Source organism: Spirilliplanes yamanashiensis (assembly GCF_016863475.1).
Taxonomy (GTDB): domain Bacteria; phylum Actinomycetota; class Actinomycetes; order Mycobacteriales; family Micromonosporaceae; genus Spirilliplanes; species Spirilliplanes yamanashiensis.
Genome location: NZ_BOOY01000004.1, coordinates 87,451 through 105,487, shown reverse-complemented (window position 1 = coordinate 105,487; position 18,037 = coordinate 87,451). Strand labels below are relative to the sequence as shown.

General features: G+C 75.3%; 16 protein-coding genes. 6 read left to right on the top strand and 10 right to left on the bottom strand.

All coding sequences use genetic code 11. The annotated features are described in order from the left end of the window. Window positions 1–22: 22 nt before the first annotated feature. The 3 genes from Sya03_RS04075 to ftsY all read right to left on the bottom strand — a co-directional run bounded on the left by Sya03_RS04075 (window position 23) and on the right by ftsY (window position 3,686). Window positions 23–1,444 carry an ammonium transporter gene (locus Sya03_RS04075; protein ID WP_203936787.1) on the bottom strand — a complete coding sequence of 474 codons (1,422 nt, stop codon included), beginning with the start codon at window positions 1,442–1,444 and terminating at the stop codon, window positions 23–25. Window positions 1,445–1,653: 209 nt separating this feature from the next. After that, window positions 1,654–2,451 carry a phosphotransferase gene (locus Sya03_RS04070; protein WP_203936820.1) on the bottom strand — a complete coding sequence of 266 codons (798 nt, stop codon included), beginning with the start codon at window positions 2,449–2,451 and terminating at the stop codon, window positions 1,654–1,656. A gap of 62 nt (window positions 2,452–2,513) precedes the next feature. After that, entirely contained in the window at window positions 2,514–3,686 is a 1,173-nt protein-coding gene (gene ftsY / locus Sya03_RS04065) for a signal recognition particle-docking protein FtsY (RefSeq protein WP_203936786.1), read from the bottom strand. A 122-nt stretch (window positions 3,687–3,808) separates the two neighbouring features. On the opposite strand from ftsY, the gene Sya03_RS04060 reads away from it, so the two are divergent. Beyond that, a complete protein-coding gene (locus tag Sya03_RS04060) occupies window positions 3,809–5,518 on the top strand; it encodes an alkaline phosphatase D family protein (protein WP_203936785.1) in 1,710 nt (569 codons plus the stop codon). Between the two features lie 20 nt (window positions 5,519–5,538). After that, window positions 5,539–6,057 (top strand): DinB family protein, encoded by a 519-nt coding sequence (locus tag Sya03_RS04055; RefSeq protein WP_203936784.1) that lies wholly within the window; start codon window positions 5,539–5,541, stop codon window positions 6,055–6,057. 13 nt (window positions 6,058–6,070) lie between these two features. Here Sya03_RS04055 and Sya03_RS04050 read toward each other — a convergent pair whose 3' ends face one another. The 6 genes from Sya03_RS04050 to Sya03_RS04025 all read right to left on the bottom strand — a co-directional run bounded on the left by Sya03_RS04050 (window position 6,071) and on the right by Sya03_RS04025 (window position 12,690). After that, window positions 6,071–6,553 (bottom strand): hypothetical protein, encoded by a 483-nt coding sequence (locus tag Sya03_RS04050; RefSeq protein WP_203936783.1) that lies wholly within the window; start codon window positions 6,551–6,553, stop codon window positions 6,071–6,073. Window positions 6,554–7,322: 769 nt separating this feature from the next. Continuing rightward, the gene (locus Sya03_RS04045) at window positions 7,323–7,820 is read right to left on the bottom strand and encodes a hypothetical protein (protein ID WP_203936782.1); all 498 of its coding nucleotides are present in this window, start codon (window positions 7,818–7,820) and stop codon (window positions 7,323–7,325) included. A 37-nt stretch (window positions 7,821–7,857) separates the two neighbouring features. Next, the gene (locus tag Sya03_RS04040) at window positions 7,858–8,145 is read right to left on the bottom strand and encodes a hypothetical protein (RefSeq protein WP_203936781.1); all 288 of its coding nucleotides are present in this window, start codon (window positions 8,143–8,145) and stop codon (window positions 7,858–7,860) included. After that, complete coding sequence (locus Sya03_RS04035) at window positions 8,142–8,711, bottom strand: HAD family hydrolase (protein WP_203936780.1); 570 nt, start codon at window positions 8,709–8,711, stop codon at window positions 8,142–8,144. Before Sya03_RS04035 ends, Sya03_RS04040 begins: the two co-directional genes overlap by 4 nt. Before the next feature lie 4 nt (window positions 8,712–8,715). Then, a complete protein-coding gene (smc, locus tag Sya03_RS04030; RefSeq protein ID WP_203936779.1) occupies window positions 8,716–12,297 on the bottom strand; it encodes a chromosome segregation protein SMC in 3,582 nt (1,193 codons plus the stop codon). A gap of 195 nt (window positions 12,298–12,492) precedes the next feature. Beyond that, a complete protein-coding gene (locus Sya03_RS04025) occupies window positions 12,493–12,690 on the bottom strand; it encodes a hypothetical protein (RefSeq protein ID WP_203936778.1) in 198 nt (65 codons plus the stop codon). 308 nt (window positions 12,691–12,998) lie between these two features. On the opposite strand from Sya03_RS04025, the gene Sya03_RS04020 reads away from it, so the two are divergent. The 4 genes from Sya03_RS04020 to Sya03_RS04005 all read left to right on the top strand — a co-directional run bounded on the left by Sya03_RS04020 (window position 12,999) and on the right by Sya03_RS04005 (window position 17,226). Then, window positions 12,999–13,850, top strand: a complete 852-nt coding sequence (locus Sya03_RS04020) for a CAP domain-containing protein (RefSeq protein WP_203936777.1) — start codon at window positions 12,999–13,001, stop codon at window positions 13,848–13,850. Between the two features lie 99 nt (window positions 13,851–13,949). Beyond that, window positions 13,950–15,449, top strand: coding sequence for a DUF3492 domain-containing protein (locus Sya03_RS04015; RefSeq protein ID WP_203936776.1), 1,500 nt, complete (start codon window positions 13,950–13,952; stop codon window positions 15,447–15,449). Beyond that, a complete protein-coding gene (locus tag Sya03_RS04010; RefSeq protein WP_203936775.1) occupies window positions 15,446–16,663 on the top strand; it encodes a hypothetical protein in 1,218 nt (405 codons plus the stop codon). The genes Sya03_RS04015 and Sya03_RS04010 overlap by 4 nt, the downstream gene beginning before the upstream one ends. After that, on the top strand, window positions 16,660–17,226 hold the full coding sequence (locus Sya03_RS04005) for a spherulation-specific family 4 protein (protein ID WP_203936774.1): 567 nt from the start codon (window positions 16,660–16,662) through the stop codon (window positions 17,224–17,226). The genes Sya03_RS04010 and Sya03_RS04005 overlap by 4 nt, the downstream gene beginning before the upstream one ends. Here Sya03_RS04005 and mutM read toward each other — a convergent pair. Further along, window positions 17,183–18,034, bottom strand: a complete 852-nt coding sequence (gene mutM / locus Sya03_RS04000) for a bifunctional DNA-formamidopyrimidine glycosylase/DNA-(apurinic or apyrimidinic site) lyase (RefSeq protein ID WP_203936773.1) — start codon at window positions 18,032–18,034, stop codon at window positions 17,183–17,185. The two genes, Sya03_RS04005 and mutM, sit on opposite strands and share 44 nt — an antisense overlap. Between the last annotated feature and the right edge of the window lie 3 nt (window positions 18,035–18,037).

Here is an 18,037-nt window from a genome sequence, read left to right as displayed (position 1 = left end):
TCAGTCCCTCCATGAGACGAAATTAACCGGCGACCTTTTCGCTGGACGGCGCGGCCGTCGCAGCAGGGGCGGGGGTGCTGGACTGGCCGATGCCGGCCATGGCGAACGCGCCACCGGCGCTGCCGCTGCCGCCGGCCGTGGACAGGTCGTAACCCGACTCGGCGTGCTCGGCGATGTCGATGCCGTCGACCTCGGCCTCCTGCGAGGCGCGGAAGCCGATCGTCTTGTCGATGCCCTTGGCCAGCAGGAACGCCACGCCGGCCGAGAACACGGTGACGATGAGGCCGGCGAGGGCCTGGCGGCCGAGCTGGGTGACGCCGCCGCCGTAGAACAGGCCGTCGGAGGCGCCGATGACGTCGCTGATCGCGCCGTTCACCTGGTTGGTGGCGAACAGGCCCAGCCACAGCGAGCCGATCCAGCCGCCGACGAAGTGCACGCCGACCACGTCGAGGGAGTCGTCGTAGCCGAGCTTGTACTTCAGGCTGATCGCCAGGGCGCAGACCGCACCGGCGACGAGGCCGAGCAGGACGGCGGCCCAGGGGGCGATGAAACCGCAGGCGGGGGTGATGGCGACCAGGCCGGCGATGGCGCCGGACGAGGCGCCGACGACGGTCGGCTTCCCGTCGCGGATCCACTCGACGATGATCCAGCCCAGCACCGCGGCGGCCGTGGCGACCTGGGTGTTGATGAACGCGAGACCCGCGACCGAGTCGACGGTCAGCTCGGAGCCGGCGTTGAAGCCGAACCAGCCGAACCACAGCAGGCCGGCGCCGAGCGCGACCAGCGGGATGTTGTGCGGCTTGAAGGACGCGGTCGGGAAGCCGATCCGCTTGCCGAGCGCCAGCACCAGGCCGAGCGCCGCGGCGCCGGCGTTGATGTGGACGGCGGTGCCGCCGGCGAAGTCGAGCGCCTTGATGTTGCCGTCGCCGCCGCCGATGAAGCCGGTGCCCCACACCCAGTGCGCGACCGGGAAGTAGACCAGCGTCGCCCACAGGCCGGCGAACAGCAGCCAGCCGGCGAACTTGGTGCGGTCACTGATGGCGCCGCTGATCAGCGCGACCGTGATGACCGCGAAGACCATCTGGAACGCCATGAAGACGTACAGCGGGACCCCGATGCCGCTCGGGTTCTCGGCGGTGGCGCCCCAGAGGTCACCCTCGCCGAGGAAGGTCTTGGTGCCGAGGTACTGCGAGAAGCTGCCGAAGAACTTGTTCACCGTCGCGTTCTCGCTGGTGCCGAACGCGAACGAGAAGCCGTAGAACAGCCACAGAACGCTGACGAGCCCGATGGCGGAGAAGCTCATCATGATCATGTTCAGAACGCCCTTGGACCGGTTCAGGCCGCCGTAGAACAGCGCCAGACCCGGCGTCATGAGCAGCACAAGGGCGGTCGAGACCAGCAGGAATACTGTGTTTGCCGGATCGATCGCAGGTGCTTCAGGCACGCTGGCCTCCTAGTGTTGAGAACCCTCCCTCCCGGCTCAGCGAGGCAGCATCGCGCCCGTCGGCCGGTTCGCCGAAACTTTTCAGGCTGGCTGTTTCGCACACCGTGCTCGCGCGATTTCTGCCATGTGACCAGTTGTTTCGTACGTGTGAAGAAACTCTCACAGCGCCCGCGCGGCCGGTCCGCTATCGGCGGAACGGGCCGGAATTGTCACCGGAGCGCGTACTCCAGGGTGTGCCGTTCGTAGTCCAGCAGCCGCAGGTCGCGCATCGGGCGCCGCAGGTGGCCCTTGTGCACGATCCGGACGAACGCCGGGTCGCCCGCCGCCGCCATCCGCCGGATGCCCTCGACGTGGTCGACGATGCGCTTGCGGATCGTGCGGATCAGCCGGTGCCGGTCGCGCGGGATCAGCCCGTACGCGTCGGCGAACATGCGCAGCCGGCGCGGCCGGTTCGGCCGCTTCCAGCCCAGCGTGTACGAGTCCCGGTCGCTGAACAGCGGCACCCACGTCCAGGCCGCGTACGCCACGTCGTAGATGCGCGCGCCCGGCGACGCCAGGTCGAAGTCGATGAGCGCCAGGGTGCCGTCGGGCCGCCAGATCACGTTGTGCGGGGCGGCGTCGTGGTGGCAGATGACCTCGGTGTCCGGCGGCGGCGGGCCGAACGAGCGCCACACCGCGTTCGGCGGCGGCACGAAACCGTACTGGGCGTCGTGGAACATCCGCAGCATCGTGCCGACCGTGACCAGCGCCTCGTCGGTGACCCAGTGCGGGGCCAGCGGGTACTCGCCGCACTCGCCCTCGACGTAGCTGAGCACCTCGCGGCCGCGCTCGTCCATGCCGTAGGCGTGCGGGGAACCGGTGAAGCCCACCCGCTCCAGGTGGTTGAGCAGGGCGTGCACCGACGGCGTCCAGGGGCCGGCGTTGCGCCGGACCGTGTCGCCGAGCTTCGAGACCGTGCTGACGTTGCCGCCGTGCAGCGGGATCTCGCGCGCCGGCTCCTGCTGCACCACCCGCTGCCTCCCGGTCGTCCGGGCCTCGCCCCGGACCGCGTCGTAGTGGGACACCGAGCCTACGCGCCCGCGTCGAGCAGGGCGTCGACGAACGCCTTCGGCTCGAACGGGGCCAGGTCGTCCGGGCCCTCGCCCAGACCCACCAGCTTCACCGGGATGCCCAGCTTGTTCTGCACGGCGATGACGATGCCGCCCTTGGCGGTGCCGTCGAGCTTGGTCAGCACCACGCCGGTCACGTTCACCGCCTCCATGAACACGCGGGCCTGCTCCAGGCCGTTCTGGCCGGTGGTGGCGTCGAGGATCAGCAGGGTCTCGTCGACCGGGCCGTGCTTCTCCACGACCCGCTTGACCTTGCCCAGCTCGTCCATCAGGCCGACCTTGTTCTGCAGCCGGCCCGCCGTGTCGATGAGCACCGTGTCGACGCCGGTGTCGATGCCGCGCTTCACCGCGTCGAACGCCACGCTGGCCGGGTCGGCGCCCTCCGGGCCGCGGACCGTCTCGGCGCCCACCCGCTCGCCCCACGTGGCGAGCTGCTCGCTGGCGGCGGCGCGGAACGTGTCGGCGGCGCCCAGCACGACGCTGCGGCCGTCGGCGACCAGCACCCGGGCGATCTTGCCGCAGGTGGTGGTCTTGCCGGCGCCGTTGACGCCCACGACCAGGATGACCGCGGGGCCGTCCGCCTTCGTGCTGGCCAGCGTGCGGTCCATGCCCGGGTCGAGCGCCGCCGTCAGCTCCTCGGCCAGCTGCTCGCGCACCTCGGTGACCGTGCGCGAGCCCAGCACCCGGACCCGCTCGCGCAGCCGCTCGACGATGACCCGGGTCGGCTCGATGCCCACGTCCGCCGTGATCAGGCTGTCCTCGATCTCCTCCCACGCGTCCTCGTCGAGGTGGTCGCGGGAGAGCACCGCCAGCAGGCCGCGGCCCAGGGCGTTCTGCGAACGGCTCAGCCGGGCCCGCAGCCGCACCAGGCGGCCCGCCGTCGGCTCCGGCCGGTCCAGCTCCGGGGTGGTGACCAGCGGCGGCAGGTCCTCCAGCGGCACCTCCACCGGCGGCAGCGGCGGCGCCGTCGACGCGGTGGGCGCCGCCTCGGCGGCGGGCGGGCGCTCCAGCAGCGTCGTGTCACCCGGCGGAGGCGGCGGCAGCTCCCGCCGGCGCAGCTTCGGCACCAGCAGGCCGACGCCGCCCAGGATGAGCACACCGAGCAGAACGAGACCGACGACCACGTACTCCATAGCGAAATCCTGACAGATGCCCCGGGGTACGGTGCGCCCGACGGTGCGTGTCCGCCGCCACTGGCACTTTCAGCGCGCAGTGGGAGACTGGTCTCCCACTGATCCACGGCGGAGGCACCTGCATGACCTCGGACGACCCGGCCTCGCACCTGCTGATCGGGCCCGTCCTGCGCCGCGTCGTCGGCGACCGCGCCACGATCTGGGTGGAGACCAGCGCGCCCGCGACCGTCCGCGTCGCCGTCCAGGGCGGCGGCGGGGGCTCCGCGCACACCTTTTCCGCGTACGGGCACCACTACGCGCTCGTCGTCGTCGAGGACCTGACCCCGGGCACGTCCGCCGCGTACGAGGTCCTCATCGACGAGCGGCCCGTCTGGCCCGACCCGCGCTCGCCGTACCCGCCCAGCGTCATCCGCACCCGGGCCACCGCCGACGCCTCCGTGCGGCTCATCTTCGGCTCGTGCCGCGAGACCACCCAGCACGCCACCAGCCGCAGGCTGCCGCCCGACGCGCTCGACGCGTACGCCCGGCGGCTCATGCGCTCCCCCGGCGACCCCGCCCTGCGCCCCGACCTGATCGTCCTGCTCGGCGACCAGGTGTACGCCGACAAGGCGTCGCCCACCGTCAAGCGGTTCCTGCGCCACCACCGCCCCGGCGACCACGACGGCCCGTCGAACCAGGTCGTCTCGTACGAGGAGTACACGAAGCTCTACCTCGAGTCGTGGCGCGACCCGGAGATCCGCTGGCTGCTGTCGACCGTGCCCAGCGTGATGATCTTCGACGACCACGAGATCATCGACGACTGGAACACCTCCGTCGGCTGGCGCCGCGACCAGGCCGCCAAGCCGTGGTGGCGCGAGCGCATCATCGCCGGGCTGTCCTCCTACTGGGTGTACCAGCACCTCGGCAACCTAGGCCCCGACGAGATCGCCGCCGACCCGGTGTGGGCCAAGATCCAGGCGTCCCCCGCCGACGCCACCGACGTCCTGCACGACTTCGGCGCCGCCGTCGACGACGAGGCCGACAACGGCGACGACCCGCGCCGCTGGCAGAGCCGCGCCTACCGGTGGAGCTACGCGCTCGACATCGCCCGCACCCGCGTCGTCGTCCTCGACAACCGCTGCTCCCGGGTCCTCGCCGCGCCGCAGCGCGCCATGCTGCCCGCCGCCGAGTGGGAGTGGTTCGTCGACCAGGCCCACGGCGACTACGACCACCTCGTCGTCGGCTCCTCCCTGCCGTGGCTCATGCCGCCCGGCATCCACCACCTGGAGACCTGGAACGAGGCCCTGGCCGCCTCCGGCAACGGCCGCCGCGCCGCCCTCGGCGAGACCCTGCGCCGCGCCGTCGACCTGGAACACTGGGCGGCGTTCCGGCGCTCCTTCGAGGCCCTCACCGAACTGTTCCGCCACCTCGCCACCGGCACGCCCGGCCCGGGGCGCGTCGGGTCCGGCCCGGCGTACGCCTCCCCCGCCACGATCAGCGTGCTCTCCGGCGACGTGCACCACTCGTACGCCGCCCGCGCCGACCTCGGCCCCGACGCCGCCGCCACCCCCGTTCACCAGCTCACCTGCTCGCCCATCCACAACCAGGTGCCGGCGTTCATGCGCCCCCTGATGCGGCTCGGCTGGGCGCGCGGCCCCGCCGTGGCGATGCGCGGCCTGGCCCGCGCCGCGGGCGTCCCCAAGGCCATGGTGCGCTGGCGCAAGACCGCCGGCCCCTACTTCGGCAACGCCGTCAGCACCCTCGAACACGACGGCCGCGCCGCCCGCGTCACCATCGAGGGCACCACCAAGGACGGCCACCTGCGCACCGTCGCCGCGCTCGACCTGACGTAGGCACCCGGCACAATGCGGCCATGACGTGGACCGCACCGCAGATCACCCGCACCGACGAGATCCTCACCGGCGACGAGCGGCGCCAGCTGCAGAACTTCCTCGACCGGCACCGCGACACCCTGCTGTGGAAGTGCTCCGGGCTGACCGCCGACCAGCTCAAGCTCGCGCCCGTGCCCACCACCACGCTCACCCTGCTCGGCCTGGTGCGGCACATGGCCGAGGTCGAGCGCGGCTGGTTCCGGCACACCGCCGCCGCCCAGGACGGCAGCCCCATCTACTGCTCCGACGACAACGTCGACGGCGACTTCGACGACGTGCCGGACGCCGACGCCGAGGCGGACTTCGCCACGTACCGCCGCGAACTGGCCCTGTGCGACGCGGCCGTGGCCGGCCTGCCCCTCGACCACGAGGCGACCCGGCCGCGCGGCGACACCTTCAGCCTGCGCTGGATCTACCTGCACATGATCGAGGAGTACGCCCGCCACAACGGCCACGCCGACCTCCTGCGCGAGGCCATCGACGGCGCAACCGGCGAGTGACCCCGCCCGCCGCTCAGACCACCTCCACCTCGAACCGCCAGTCGTCGGCCACCAGCTCCGCCCGCGTCCGCGGGTACCGCCGGTCCGGCCCGATCTGCAGCTCGTACGACGCGGCGTCCGTCGGCACCCGGAAAATCTCGAAGTCGAACACGCAGTACTCGGTGCCCTCCGGCGTGCCGCGCCCCAGGAACCCCCGCCCCACCGTCGCGCCGTTCTCGTCGACCAGCTTCACCGACGTCGCCGACCCGATGTCCAGGAACGGCGACGTGGCCAGGCAGTTGCGCGCCACCGCGGCCGGATTACGCAACCGCAGCAGCCCGGTGACGGTCGTCCGCTCCCGCACCTGCGTCGTCGCGGGCGCGGCCCGGGTCGGCCGCGGCACCGGCCTATCGTCGTCCCGGTTGAGGAACATGACCACGGCGACGCCCGCGCACAGCACCAGCAGCGCCACCAGCGCGGCGGTGACGATGAGCACGATCCTGGCGGTGCGGCCCATCCCGGGCCGCTTCGGCGGGCCCGGCGGCGGGCCGTAGGGCGGCCCCGGCGGCGGGCCGTAGGGCGGCCCCGGCGGCGGCCCGTAGGGCGGGCCCGGCGGCGGCCCGTAGGGCGGGCCCGGCGGCGGCCCGTAGGGCTGCTGACCGTGGGGAGACTGGCCGTAGGGCGGCTGACCGGGCGGCGGCCCGGCCGGCGGCCCGTAGGGCGGCTGACCGACAGACGCTCCCGGCGGCGGGCCCTGCGGCGCACCCGGCGGCGCGCTGTAGGGCGCACCCGGCAGCGGGCCGTGCGGATCGGCCGGCGCGGCACTGTACGGGGGCGCCGGGCGGCGCGCTCTGCGGGGCGCCCGGCGGCGGACCCGGCGGCGGACCCGCCGGCTCACCCCACGACCCACCCTGCAGGTCACCCGGCGGCGAACCCGCCGGCTCACCCCACGACCCACCCTGCGTCGGGCCCTGCGGCGAACCCTGCGGCGAACCCTGCGGGCCGCCCGGCGGCGGGCCCTGGGGCGGACCCGGCGGCGGCTCAGGGGCGACCGGCGGCGGTGCCCCGGCTCCACCCGTGGCCGGTGGCGCCGAAGGCGGCCGTTGCCCCTCCGGGGCTGTCGGCTCGGGCTGGTCCGGGCGCCGGGCGGGCGGCGGGCCGGGGTCCGGGTTGGCGGGCGGGGGCTCGGGGTCGCCGGCAGTCACGATCCGGACCTTAGCGGCGGCCCGCCCGGTCCGGCGTGGATTCCGGCCGCGACTCCCCCGCCGGCGCCGCGTGCGGGTGGGTCAGCCCGCCTTGCCCAGTTCGACCTCGAACTTCCAACCGGCGGCGGACAGTTCGGCCTGGGTGCGGGGGTAGCGGTGGCTGCCGCTGATGCTGAGTTCGTACTTCTCGGCGTCGTCGCGGACCCGCGGGATCGAGAACTCGTAGGCGCAGGTGCGCACGCCGTCGAACTTGCCCGGGCCCAGTTTCGACTGGCCGAGGATGGCGTCGGACTCGTCGCGGATGATCACGGCGGTGCCGGAGCGGATGTCCAGGAACGGCGCCGACGGGATGCACTGCTGCGTGGTGGCGGTGACCTGGTCGAAGTGGCGGCGCATGACGCCGGTGACGGTGACGCCGGGCGGCGGTGCGGACGACGACGGTGCGGCGGCCGGCGTGGTGGGGGCCGCGGCGGGCGGGGCGTCGTCGCCGCCGCAGGCCGAGGCGGTGCCGGCGGTGAGCAGCAGCGCGGCGAGCGCGGCCAGGGTGCGGGGCCGGCGAGGCGCGGCAAAGGTCGTCATGAAACGGACTATAACCGCAATTCGGCAGGCCGGGCTCTCAGTCCTCCGCGGCGAGCCGGTCGGCGATCGTCGCGCCGAAGATGCCGTCGATGCGGCCGCAGGAGCGGCAGCGCAGGTGCCGGTCGAGGACGCCGCCGCAGCCGGCGCAGCGGCCGTTGTCCTCGGGGTCGGTGTAGCGGTGCAGCGCCTCGGCGAGGGCCCGCGCGGTGCGGGCGGTCAGGGCGAAGCGTTCGCCGTCGACGACCACGGTGCTGACCACGGGCGCGCCCAGGTCGTCGAACGGGGCGACCCGCGCGACGAAGGCGCGCACGGCGTCGGCGGTCACGACAGGCCCAGGACCGTGCGCAGGTACGCCAGCCCGTCCGGGCCCGACCAGCGGTACGCGAGCATCTTCAGCGCCCGGGCGGCGCGGATCGACCGGTCGTCGTCGTCGACGAACATGACCCACGGGGCGGGCACGCCGATGAGGTCGCAGGCGGCCTCGAAGAACCCGGGCGCCGGCTTGTGGATGCCGACCACCGAGGAGTTGACGACGACGTCGAACGCATCGGTCAGGCCGTGGTGGGCCAGGTCCTCGGGCAGCCGGTCGGTGGCGTTGGTGGCCAGCCCGACGGGGATGCCGGCGGCGCGCACGTCGGCGACGAACCCGAGCACCACCGGGTCGATCGTGCCGCGGTCGGCGGCCCACCGCTCGACGGTCGCCGCGGCCTCGGCCGGGTCGCCGCCGACGGCGTCGGCGGTGACGGCCAGCCACTGCTCGTGGGTGATCTCGCCGGCCAGCGCGGGCCGCAGCCGCTCCCACGCGAACGCCTCCGGCAGGGGCGGCGCGGCGAAGTGCCGCAGCACCCCGTCGAAGTCGATGAGCAGCGCCCGGGGTGGCTGCCGACGCATCAGGTCAGTCCTCTTCCTCGCGGTTGATCCGCTGGCTGATCACCTGGGTGACACCGGCGCGCATCGTGACGCCGTACAGGGCGTCGGCGACCTCCATCGTGCGCTTCTGGTGCGTGATGATCAGCAGCTGCGACTTCTCCCGCAGCTGCTCGAAGAGCGTAATGAGGCGGCCGAGGTTGACGTCGTCCAGGGCGGCCTCGACCTCGTCCATGATGTAGAACGGGCTGGGCCGGGCGCGGAAGATGGCGCACAGCATGGCCACCGCGGTCAGCGAGCGCTCGCCGCCGGACAGCAGCGACAGCCGCTTGATCTTCTTGCCGGGCGGCCGGGCCTCGACCTCGACGCCGGTGGTGAGCAGGTCCTCCGGGTCGGTCAGCACCAGCCGGCCCTCGCCGCCGGGGAACAGCACCTGGAACACCTGCTCGAACTCGCGCGCGGTGTCCTCGAACGCCGACGTGAACACCTCGAGGATGCGGTCGTCGACGTCCTTGACGACGGTGAGCAGGTCGCGGCGGGTGGCCTTGAGGTCCTCGAGCTGGTCGGAGAGGAACTTGAACCGCTCCTCCAGCGCCGCGAACTCCTCCAGGGCCAGCGGGTTGACCTTGCCGAGCAGGGTCAGCTCGCGCTCGGCCTTGGCGGCGCGCTTCTCCTGCGTCGGGCGGTGGTACGGCACCGGCTCCGGCGGCTCCTCGCCCGCGGCCTCGGCGGCGGCCACCTCCACCTGGGTCGGCGGGACGAGCTGGTCGGGGCCGTACTCGAGCACCAGGGTGTCGGTGTCGAGGGAGAAGTCCTCGGCGGCCTTGGCCTCCAGCTGTTCGATGCGCAGCCGCTGCTCGGCGCGCGCCACCTCGTCGCGGTGCACCTCGCTGGTGAGCCGCTCCAGGTCGGCGGCGAGCCGCTTGGCGGTGGCGCGCACCTCCTGCAGCTCGGCCTCGCGGGCGGTGCGGGCGCGGGCGATCTCGTCGCGCTTCTCGGCGGCCTCGGCCAGCGACGCGGCGACGCGGTCGAGGGCGCGGCGGGCGCCGAGGGCGACGGCGCGGGCGATCTGGGCGCCGCGGGCGCGCTGGGCGCGGCGGGCGGCGGCGCGCTCGCGGGCGGCCCGCTCGGCCTGGGCCTGGCGCAGCAGCGAGTCGGCGCGCCCGGCGATGGACGACACCCGCTCCTCGGCGGTGCGGACGGCGAGCCGGACCTCCATCTCGTTCTGCCGGGCCTGCGGCACCATGGCGGCGAGCTCGTCGCGCTCCTCGGTGGAGGGCTCCTCGTCCAGCGGCGTCGACTCGGCGGCGTCGAGGCGTTCCTCCAGCTCGGTGAGGCGCATCAGGTCGGCCTCGCGGGCGGCGACCGCCTTGGCGTGCGCGGCGCCGAGCCGCTCGCTCTCGGCGCGGGCGGAGCGCGCGGCGGCGCCCAGCTCGGCGAGGCGGCGGGCGGAGGCGTTGCGCTCGCTCTCGGCGGCCCGCTTCTCGCGGGCGGCGACCTCGACGGCCTCCTTGCGCTCGGCGACCACCGCGCGGGCGGCGGCGAGCTGGTCCTTCAGCTCGCCGATGGAGTCCTCGGCGGTGAGCCGGGCGGCGCGCGCCTCGTCGACGGCGGCCTGCACCTCGATGTAGCTGGTGGCCTTCGCGGAGCCGCCGGCGGCCGCGTACGCGCCGACGACGTCGCCCTCGGGGGTGACCGCGCGCAGCTCGGCGTTGGCCGCGACCAGGGCGGCCGCGGCGGCCAGGTCGGGCACGACCACGACGTCGCGCAGCGCCCGGTGCACGGCGGGCCGGATGTTCTCGGGGCAGTCGACGGCGTCCGGGCCCCAGACCGCGCCGTCGGGCAGCGCCGGGCGCAGGGCGTCCAGCGAGCCGCGCATGCCGGGGCCGGCGGGGGCGCCGATCATCAGGTCGGCGCGGCCGGCGTCCTGGATCTTGAGGGTACGCAGGGCCTCGACGGCCTCGTCGATGCCGGACAGCGCCACCGCGTCGGCGAGCCCGCCGAGCGCGGCGGCGAGCGCGGCCTCGTGGCCGGGCCGGACGGTGAGCATCGAGGCGAGGCTGCCCAGCAGGCCGGGCACCTGGTCGGCCTTGGCGAGCAGCGCGCCGGCGCCGTCCTTGCGGCGCAGGCCGAGGGCGAGCGCCTCCTCGCGGGCCTTCCAGCTCGCGGCGTCCTTCTCGGCCTTGCGCTCGGCATCGGACAGCTCCCGGACGACGGCCTGCGCCTGCTCGTGCGCGGCGACGGCCTCGGCGTGCCGGGCGTCCAGGCCGGCGTTGTCGCGGTCGGCCTCGGTCGACTCGGCGGACACCTCGTCGACGGCGGCCTGCGCGGCGTCGGCGCGGGTCAGCGCGTCGGAGTGGGCGGCGGCGAGGCGCTCGATCTCCTCCGAGGCGCTGCCGGTGCGGGCGCGGGCTGCGTTGACCTGGCCGGTCAGCTTCGCCAGGCCCTCGCGGCGGTCGGCGATGGCCTTGGCGGCGGTGCGCAGCGCGCCCTCGGCGGCGGCGAGGCTGCGCTCCAGCTCCTGCCGGTGCGCGACGGCCTCGGCGAGCCGCACCTGGTCGTCGGTGAGGGCGGCGCGCAGCTCCTCCTCCTGCTCGCGCACCCGCTCGGCCTCGGCGGCCAGCTGCTCGGGGTCGCGGCCGGGGCGCTCGTCGTCGGGGGTGGCCGACATGTGCCGGTGCCGCTCGCCCGCGAGCTGCTCGGTGGAGCGGAAGCGCTCCTGCAGCGCGGACAGCCGGTACCAGGTGTCCTGCGCGGCGGCCAGCAGCGGGGCGTCCTCGGCGTGCTGGGCCTCCAGGTCGGCCAGCCACCGCTGCACCTCGCGGTTCTCCTCCTCGACCTGCGAGCGGCGCTCGCGCATCGCCGACTCGTCGGCGATCTCCTTGTCGAGGGTGGTGCGCAGGGTGTGCAGGTCGTCGGCGAGCAGGCGCAGCCGGGCGTCGCGCAGGTTGGCCTGGATGCCCGCCGCGCGCCGCGCCACCTCGGCCTGCTTGCCGAGCGGCTTGAGCTGGCGGCGCAGCTCGGCGGTGAGGTCGTTGAGCCGGTTGAGGTTGGTCTGCATCGCGTCGAGCTTGCGGATCGCCTTCTCTTTGCGCTTGCGATGCTTGAGGACGCCCGCGGCCTCCTCGATGAAGGAACGGCGGTCCTCCGGCTTGGCGTGCAGCATCGCGTCGAGCCGGCCCTGGCCGACGATGATGTGCATCTCCCGGCCGATGCCGGAATCGGAGAGCAATTCCTGGATGTCGAGCAGGCGGCACTGATTGCCGTTGATCTCGTACTCGCTGGCGCCGTCGCGGAACATGCGCCGGGTGATCGAGACCTCGGTGTAGTCGATCGGCAGGGCGCCGTCGGTGTTGTCGATCGTGAGGGTCACCTCGGCGCGGCCCAGCGGCGCGCGGCCGGCGGTGCCGGCGAAGATGACGTCCTCCATCTTGCCGCCGCGCAGCGCCTTGGCGCCCTGCTCGCCGAGCACCCAGGCGATGGCGTCGACGACGTTGGACTTGCCGGAGCCGTTCGGGCCCACCACACAGGTGATGCCCGGCTCCAGCCGCATCGTCGTCGCGGAGGCGAAGGACTTGAAGCCCTTGACCGTCAGGCTCTTGAGGTGCACGGATCTCCGGGGGTTCGGGGGGCGGATGCCTTCCGAGCAGGGTACCCGCAGAACCCGCGCGCTCAGGTTTCGGCGCGCGTGCCCTGTTTGCCCCGGAAATGACTGCGCGCCGCCACTGGTGGGTGGTCGGCGCGCTGTGCGGTGATGCGATTCGTGGTGCCGGATCGAGGGGCGCCCGGTTCGGCGCCCCGGTGATCAGGTCAGTGCGGGCTCGGTCAGCCGCAGCAGATCGTCGTGGTCGGCGGTCGCCGCCGCCGCCAGACGGTCGTTCTCCGCCCGGAGGCGGGTGACCTCGAACTCCAGATCCTGCACCCTGGCACGCAGTCGGGTGACCTCGTCGAGCAGGCGCCGGTCGGGCGCCATCCCTACGTGGCCGTAGAGGGCCTTCGCCATGTTGCGTCTCCTTGTAAAGCGCTGCCGGTTAACGGCCGGCCAACGCGCGCCCAGCTGTTTCGCACCTGCGCCTGCGACGTGAGCAGACACAAACGGGCGCGACTGGCGACACCTCCATAGTCCGCGCCCTCACGTCTTCCGTCAAGCAGGCGACAACTGCATTACCTCCACCATGCAGTGAGACACGCCACGCAGGCGGGGTTATGGCCGACTTATTTCTTCCTTAGCTCGTTTGTGGCCCATCGAAAGCGCTGCATACGGTCATCCGCGGCCGGAACCCACCACCACTGACCTGCGGAGGCTGCCGCGTGTACGGGCACGTCGAACCCACCGACGAGACGACGGGCCGCCCCGTCACCGGGCGCCACCGGGACCGCCACCTGCTGTCCGCGCCCCTGGCGCTGGGCCTCACGGTCGCCGCCCTGCTGACCGCCTTCGGCGTCGGCGCCGCGCTGCTGCCCGAGCGGGTCACCGGCAAGGGCGTCGCCGCAGAGCAGGCCCCGCGCGCCGACCTGCTGGCCGACGTGCCCGGCGGACCGGCCGGCGGCGCCGGCGGCGAGCAGCCGGGCACTGACCCGGGCGCCGACCCCGGCGCGGCTCCGGGCGCCGACCCCTCGGCCGCCGCACCGGCCGCGAGCGGGGCCGCGCCGTCCGCCCCGGCGCCCGCGAAGACGACCGCCGCGCCCCGGCCCAAGGCCGCGCCGGCGAAGCCCAAGCCGAAGCCGCGGCCGACGAAGACGACCTCGAAGCCGAGGCCGGTCGGCTCCGACATGCTGTCGCAGGAGAACGAGGTCATCCGGCTGGCGAACGTCGAGCGGCGCAAGGCCGGCTGCGGCACCGTGCGGATGGACACCAAGCTGCGCCAGGCCATGCGTAAGCACGTCCAGGAGCTGGGCACCCACGGTGGCCTGTACATCAGCCACGACAGCGACGACGGCCGGTCCTTCGTCGACCGGGCCCGCGCGGAGGGCTACACCGCCCCGGGCGGCGAGAACGTGGCCCGCGGCCAGCGCAACGCCGCCGACGTCATGAACAGCTGGATGAACAGCGACGGGCACCGCGCGAACATCCTGAACTGCTCGTTCAAGGCGATCGGGGTGGGCGTCGTGAAGGGCGTCGACAACACGCTGGTGTGGGGACAGATCTTCGGCCGGGAATGACCCCGGAAGAACCACACTAAACGGACATAAACGGACGGGACTGTGTCAGCTACCTGACACGGTCCCGTTCCGCATCACGGGTGTCTCGTTGCGTTCTGCATGAATCACCCGGCCCTGCGCGTAGCGCTGCTCACCGCGGGCGGGTACCCCTACCGCCGCGACGGGCTCAGCTCCTGGTGCCGGCTTCTCGTCGGCGCGCTGGACGACCACGAGTTCCACCTGCGCACCCTCGTCGACACCCGGACCGGGCCGCCGCCGTACCCGCTGCCCGCCAACGCCGCCTCCGCCGAGGCCGTCGTGGTCGGGCCCGGCGCGCGGCGCCCAGGAACGGCCGGCGCGGCCGAGGCCGGCGTCGCGGCCGTCCTGCTCTGCCGCGGCCTGCTCGGCGACGAGCGGCACGGCGCCGCCATGGTCACCGACGCGCTGCGCCGCCTCGCCCGGCTCGCCGCCGACGACCCCGACCCGCTGCGCGACGTCGCCCTCGCCGAGATCCTGCTCGACGCGTGGCGCACCAGCCGCGCCGCCGACGCCGGCAACGACCGCATCCCGCCGCCGCGCCTCGGCGTGGGCGACGCCGCCACGGCCGCCGCCCTGCTGCGCCACGCCTGCCGCGCCCTGGCCGTGCGGCTGCCCGCCGTCGACGTCGCGCACTGCGTCGGCGGCACCGCCCCGCTGCTCGCCGCGCTCGCCGCGCACTGGCGCGACGGCACCCCGCTGCTGGTCACCGAGGCCCGCACCCCGCTCGAACAGCGGCCCGGCGAGCAGCGCCTCGCCCCGCCGGTGCGCGCCGCGCTGCGGCTGTTCCGCCGGGCCGTCTCCCGCACCGGGTACGCCGAGGCGGCGCTCGTCGCCCCGATGAGCGCGCACCACCGCGGCTGGATCCTGCGCCACGGCGCCCACCCCGCCACCATCGTCACCGTGCCGCCCGCCGCCGACCCGGCGCGCCACCCCGCCACCCCGGAGCTGATGGCCGGCCCGTCGCTGGCGTGGGCCGGCACCCGGCCCGGGCCCGAGGTGCACCTGCTCCTGGAGGCGTTCGCCGGCGTGCTCGGCGCCGTGCCCGGCTGCACGCTGCGGCTGCTGTGCCCGGACGCCGAACGCGGCCGCCTGCGCGAGCTCGTCCAGCAGGCCGGCCTGGCCGCCGCCGTGCGCGTCGACGCGGGCGGCGACCCGCGCCGGGTGTACGCGGCCGGGCAGGTAATCGTGCACCTGCCCGGCCCCGACGAGCCCCCACAGCGCATCGTGGAGGCGATGCTCGCCGGGCGCGCGGTCGTCGGCGTGGACACTGGCCCGGTCGCCGAGCTGCTGGGCGACACCGGCGTCGTCGTCCCCCGCGACTCCCCCGCCGACCTGGCCGCCGCCTGCGTCGCGCTGCTCACCGACCCGGACCGGCGGGCCGCGCTGGCCGCGGCCGCCCGCGAGCGCGCCCGCAGCCGGTACACCCCGGCGCACCTGGCCCGCGCGTACCGGGCGCTGTACGAGGACGCGGCCGCCCCGCCGGTGCGCACCGAGCCGCGGCACGAGTTCGACCTGGTGCTGCCCGCCCCGCTGGTGCCGGTCCCGGCGACCGTGCGGTGGCTGGCCCGGGAGCCGTCGTGAGCGCCCCCGTGGCCGAGCTGACCCGGCGGCTGCCCGACGGCGGCGCCGACATCGTGGACGTGCACGACGCCGCCGCGGCGCTGACCGCCCTCGGCGTCACCGACCACACGGCGCGCGCCCGGTACGGCCTGCCGTCGCTGCACGCCCTGAGCCGCGCGCTGCTGGCGCACCTGGCCCGCGGCCGCTGGGCGCCGCTGCGGCCGCGCCCGCACCCGGGCCCCGCCGCCCTGGCCGCCCGCTGGGCCGGCCCGGCGGCCGCGCTGGTCGCGTCGTGGCCGGTGGTGCGCCCGCTCGGCGCGCCCGCCGCCGCGGCCCTGCTGCTCGTCGCCGCCCCCGCCGGCACCGGCCTGGGCTTCGCCGCCGCGGCCGTCCGGGCCCGGGCGGGCCGGGCCGCCGCCGCGCGGCTGCTCGCCGGGGGCTTCGCGGTGGCCGGGGCGCTGTGGTGCCTCGCCTCGCTGCGGTTCGGCGGGACGGCGGCCGGGCTGGTGGCGCTCGCCGGGGTCGCGGCCCTGACGGCGGCGCCGGTGCTGGGCGGCGTCGCCGAGCTCCTCCGCTGGGGCGTCCCACTGTCCGTGCTGGCGGCCGTGCAGCTCACCCCCGCCCGGCTGGACGACGGCACGGCCGCCCGGGTCGCCGCCGCCGCGCTCGTGCTGGCCGCCGCCCGCCTGCTCGCCCCGGCCGCCGCCGCGCCCCGCGAACCGGCCGGCGCCTGGCGCACCGCGCTCGCGCACGGGCTCGGCGGGCTGGCCGCCGCCGCGGCCGCCGTGTGGCTCTGGCGCACCTTCGGCTGGGTCGCCGCGGTGCCGCTGCTCGCCGCCGTCCCGGCCGCCGACGCGCTCGCCGGGTGGCACGCCGCCCAGCGCGCCCGCGCCCGCGCCGCCGCCGAGTCGGTGCGCGCCTACCGGCGGCGGCTGCGCCGGCTCGCCGTCACCACCGCCGCGGGGCTGCTGCCGCTGCCCGCCGTCGGCGGCGCGCTGTTCGCCGCCGCGCACCGCACCGCCCGCGACGCCGTCCTCGCCCTCAGCGCCGGCTGCCTGCTCGGCGGCGTGCTCACCGTCGCCGCCGTCCTCGCCGCCCGGGGCCGGCCGCTGCTCGGCACCACGGTCGCCGCCGCCGCGCCGCTGGCCGCGTCGGGCGCGTACCCGCATCTCGCGCTCGCGGCCGCCACCGCGGCCGGACTCCTGCTCACCCTGCGCCGAGGAAGGCCCGCATGAGAACCCTCTTCCCGCCGTGGGCGCACCCGGCGCCCGGCACCGTCCTCGACGACAGCGCCTGGCTGGTCATCGACGAGCCGGACACCGTCGTCGTGCCGGCCGCGCCCGCGCTCGGCCGGGTCGACCTCGACCTCGGGTCGCGCTCGCTCGCCGACGTCCTCACCGACATCGATGCCTGGGCGGCGCTCGACGTCGCCGGCATCTACCTCGACCGCGCCCCGGTCAACCGGTACGCCATCGGCCCGGTCGCGCTCGCCGTGCGGGTGGCGCGCCGCCGCGGGCTGCACCGGATCGTGCTCAACCCCGGCGCCCCCACCGACCCGCTGTACCGGGACCTCGAGGTGCGCCTGTGCACGTTCGAGGGTGACTGGGCGGCGTACCAGCGGTGGACCGGCGACGGCGCGCGCCCCGGCGACGGGCATCTCGTGCACGGCGTGCCGACCGCCCTGCTGACCGCGGCGCGGCACCTGCTGGCCCGCCGCGGCGCCGGGTTCGGCGTCGCCACCGACGCGCCCGGCCCTACCCGCGCGAGCGTGGCCGGGGCTGGCAGCGCGGGCAGCTGAACGACGAGCGGTTCATGAAGTGCTCCCGGCGGATCGGCGCGCCGCACCGCCGGCACGGCTCGCCCTCGCGGCCGTACGCGTTCAGCCGCCGGTCGAAGTAGCCGCTCTCGCCGTTCACGTTGACGTAGAGCGCGTCGAAGCTGGTGCCGCCGGCGACGATCGCCTCGGCCAGCACGTCGCGCACGTGGCCCAGCAGGCGCAGCGCGGCGGGCCCGGTGAGCGCGTCCGTGGGGCGGGCGCCGTGCAGCTTCGCGCGCCACAGCGCCTCGTCGGCGTAGATGTTGCCGACGCCGCTGATCAGGGTCTGGTCGAGCAGGGCGCGCTTGACCTCGGTGCGCCGGCGGCGCAGCGCCGTCACGAACCCGGCGTCGGAGAACAGCGGGTCCATCGGGTCGCGGGCGATGTGCGCGATCTCCGCGGGCAGCTCCGCGCCCCCCTCGCTCACCGCCAGCCCGCCGAACGTGCGCTGGTCGACGAACCGCAGCTCCGGGCCGTCGTCGTCGAACGCGAACCGCACCCGCAGGTGCTTCTCGTCGGGGGTGCCGGGCGGCTGCATCAGCAGCTGGCCGCTCATGCCGAGGTGGCCGACCACGGCGTCGCCGGAGTCCAGCGGCAGCCACAGGTACTTGCCGCGCCGGGACACGTCCACGACGGTGCGCCCGGCCAGCACGGCGGAGAAGTGGTCCGGGCCCGGCACGTGCCGGCGGATGGCCCGCGGGTGGTGCACGGTCGCGGCGGCGATGCGCCGGCCCGCCACCCACTTCGCGAGCCCCTGCCGGACGGTCTCCACCTCGGGCAGCTCGGGCACGGC

Coding starts and splice junctions, on each gene's coding strand:
- Sya03_RS04035 (WP_203936780.1), bottom strand. CDS start 8,711: ATGCGTCGGCAGCCACCCCGGGCGCTGCTCATCGACTTCGACGGGGTG.
- Sya03_RS04015 (WP_203936776.1), top strand. CDS start 13,950: ATGAATCACCCGGCCCTGCGCGTAGCGCTGCTCACCGCGGGCGGGTAC.
- Sya03_RS04045 (WP_203936782.1), bottom strand. CDS start 7,820: ATGACGACCTTTGCCGCGCCTCGCCGGCCCCGCACCCTGGCCGCGCTC.
- Sya03_RS04055 (WP_203936784.1), top strand. CDS start 5,539: ATGACGTGGACCGCACCGCAGATCACCCGCACCGACGAGATCCTCACC.
- Sya03_RS04025 (WP_203936778.1), bottom strand. CDS start 12,690: ATGGCGAAGGCCCTCTACGGCCACGTAGGGATGGCGCCCGACCGGCGC.
- Sya03_RS04050 (WP_203936783.1), bottom strand. CDS start 6,553: ATGGGCCGCACCGCCAGGATCGTGCTCATCGTCACCGCCGCGCTGGTG.
- Sya03_RS04060 (WP_203936785.1), top strand. CDS start 3,809: ATGACCTCGGACGACCCGGCCTCGCACCTGCTGATCGGGCCCGTCCTG.
- ftsY (WP_203936786.1), bottom strand. CDS start 3,686: ATGGAGTACGTGGTCGTCGGTCTCGTTCTGCTCGGTGTGCTCATCCTG.
- Sya03_RS04005 (WP_203936774.1), top strand. CDS start 16,660: ATGAGAACCCTCTTCCCGCCGTGGGCGCACCCGGCGCCCGGCACCGTC.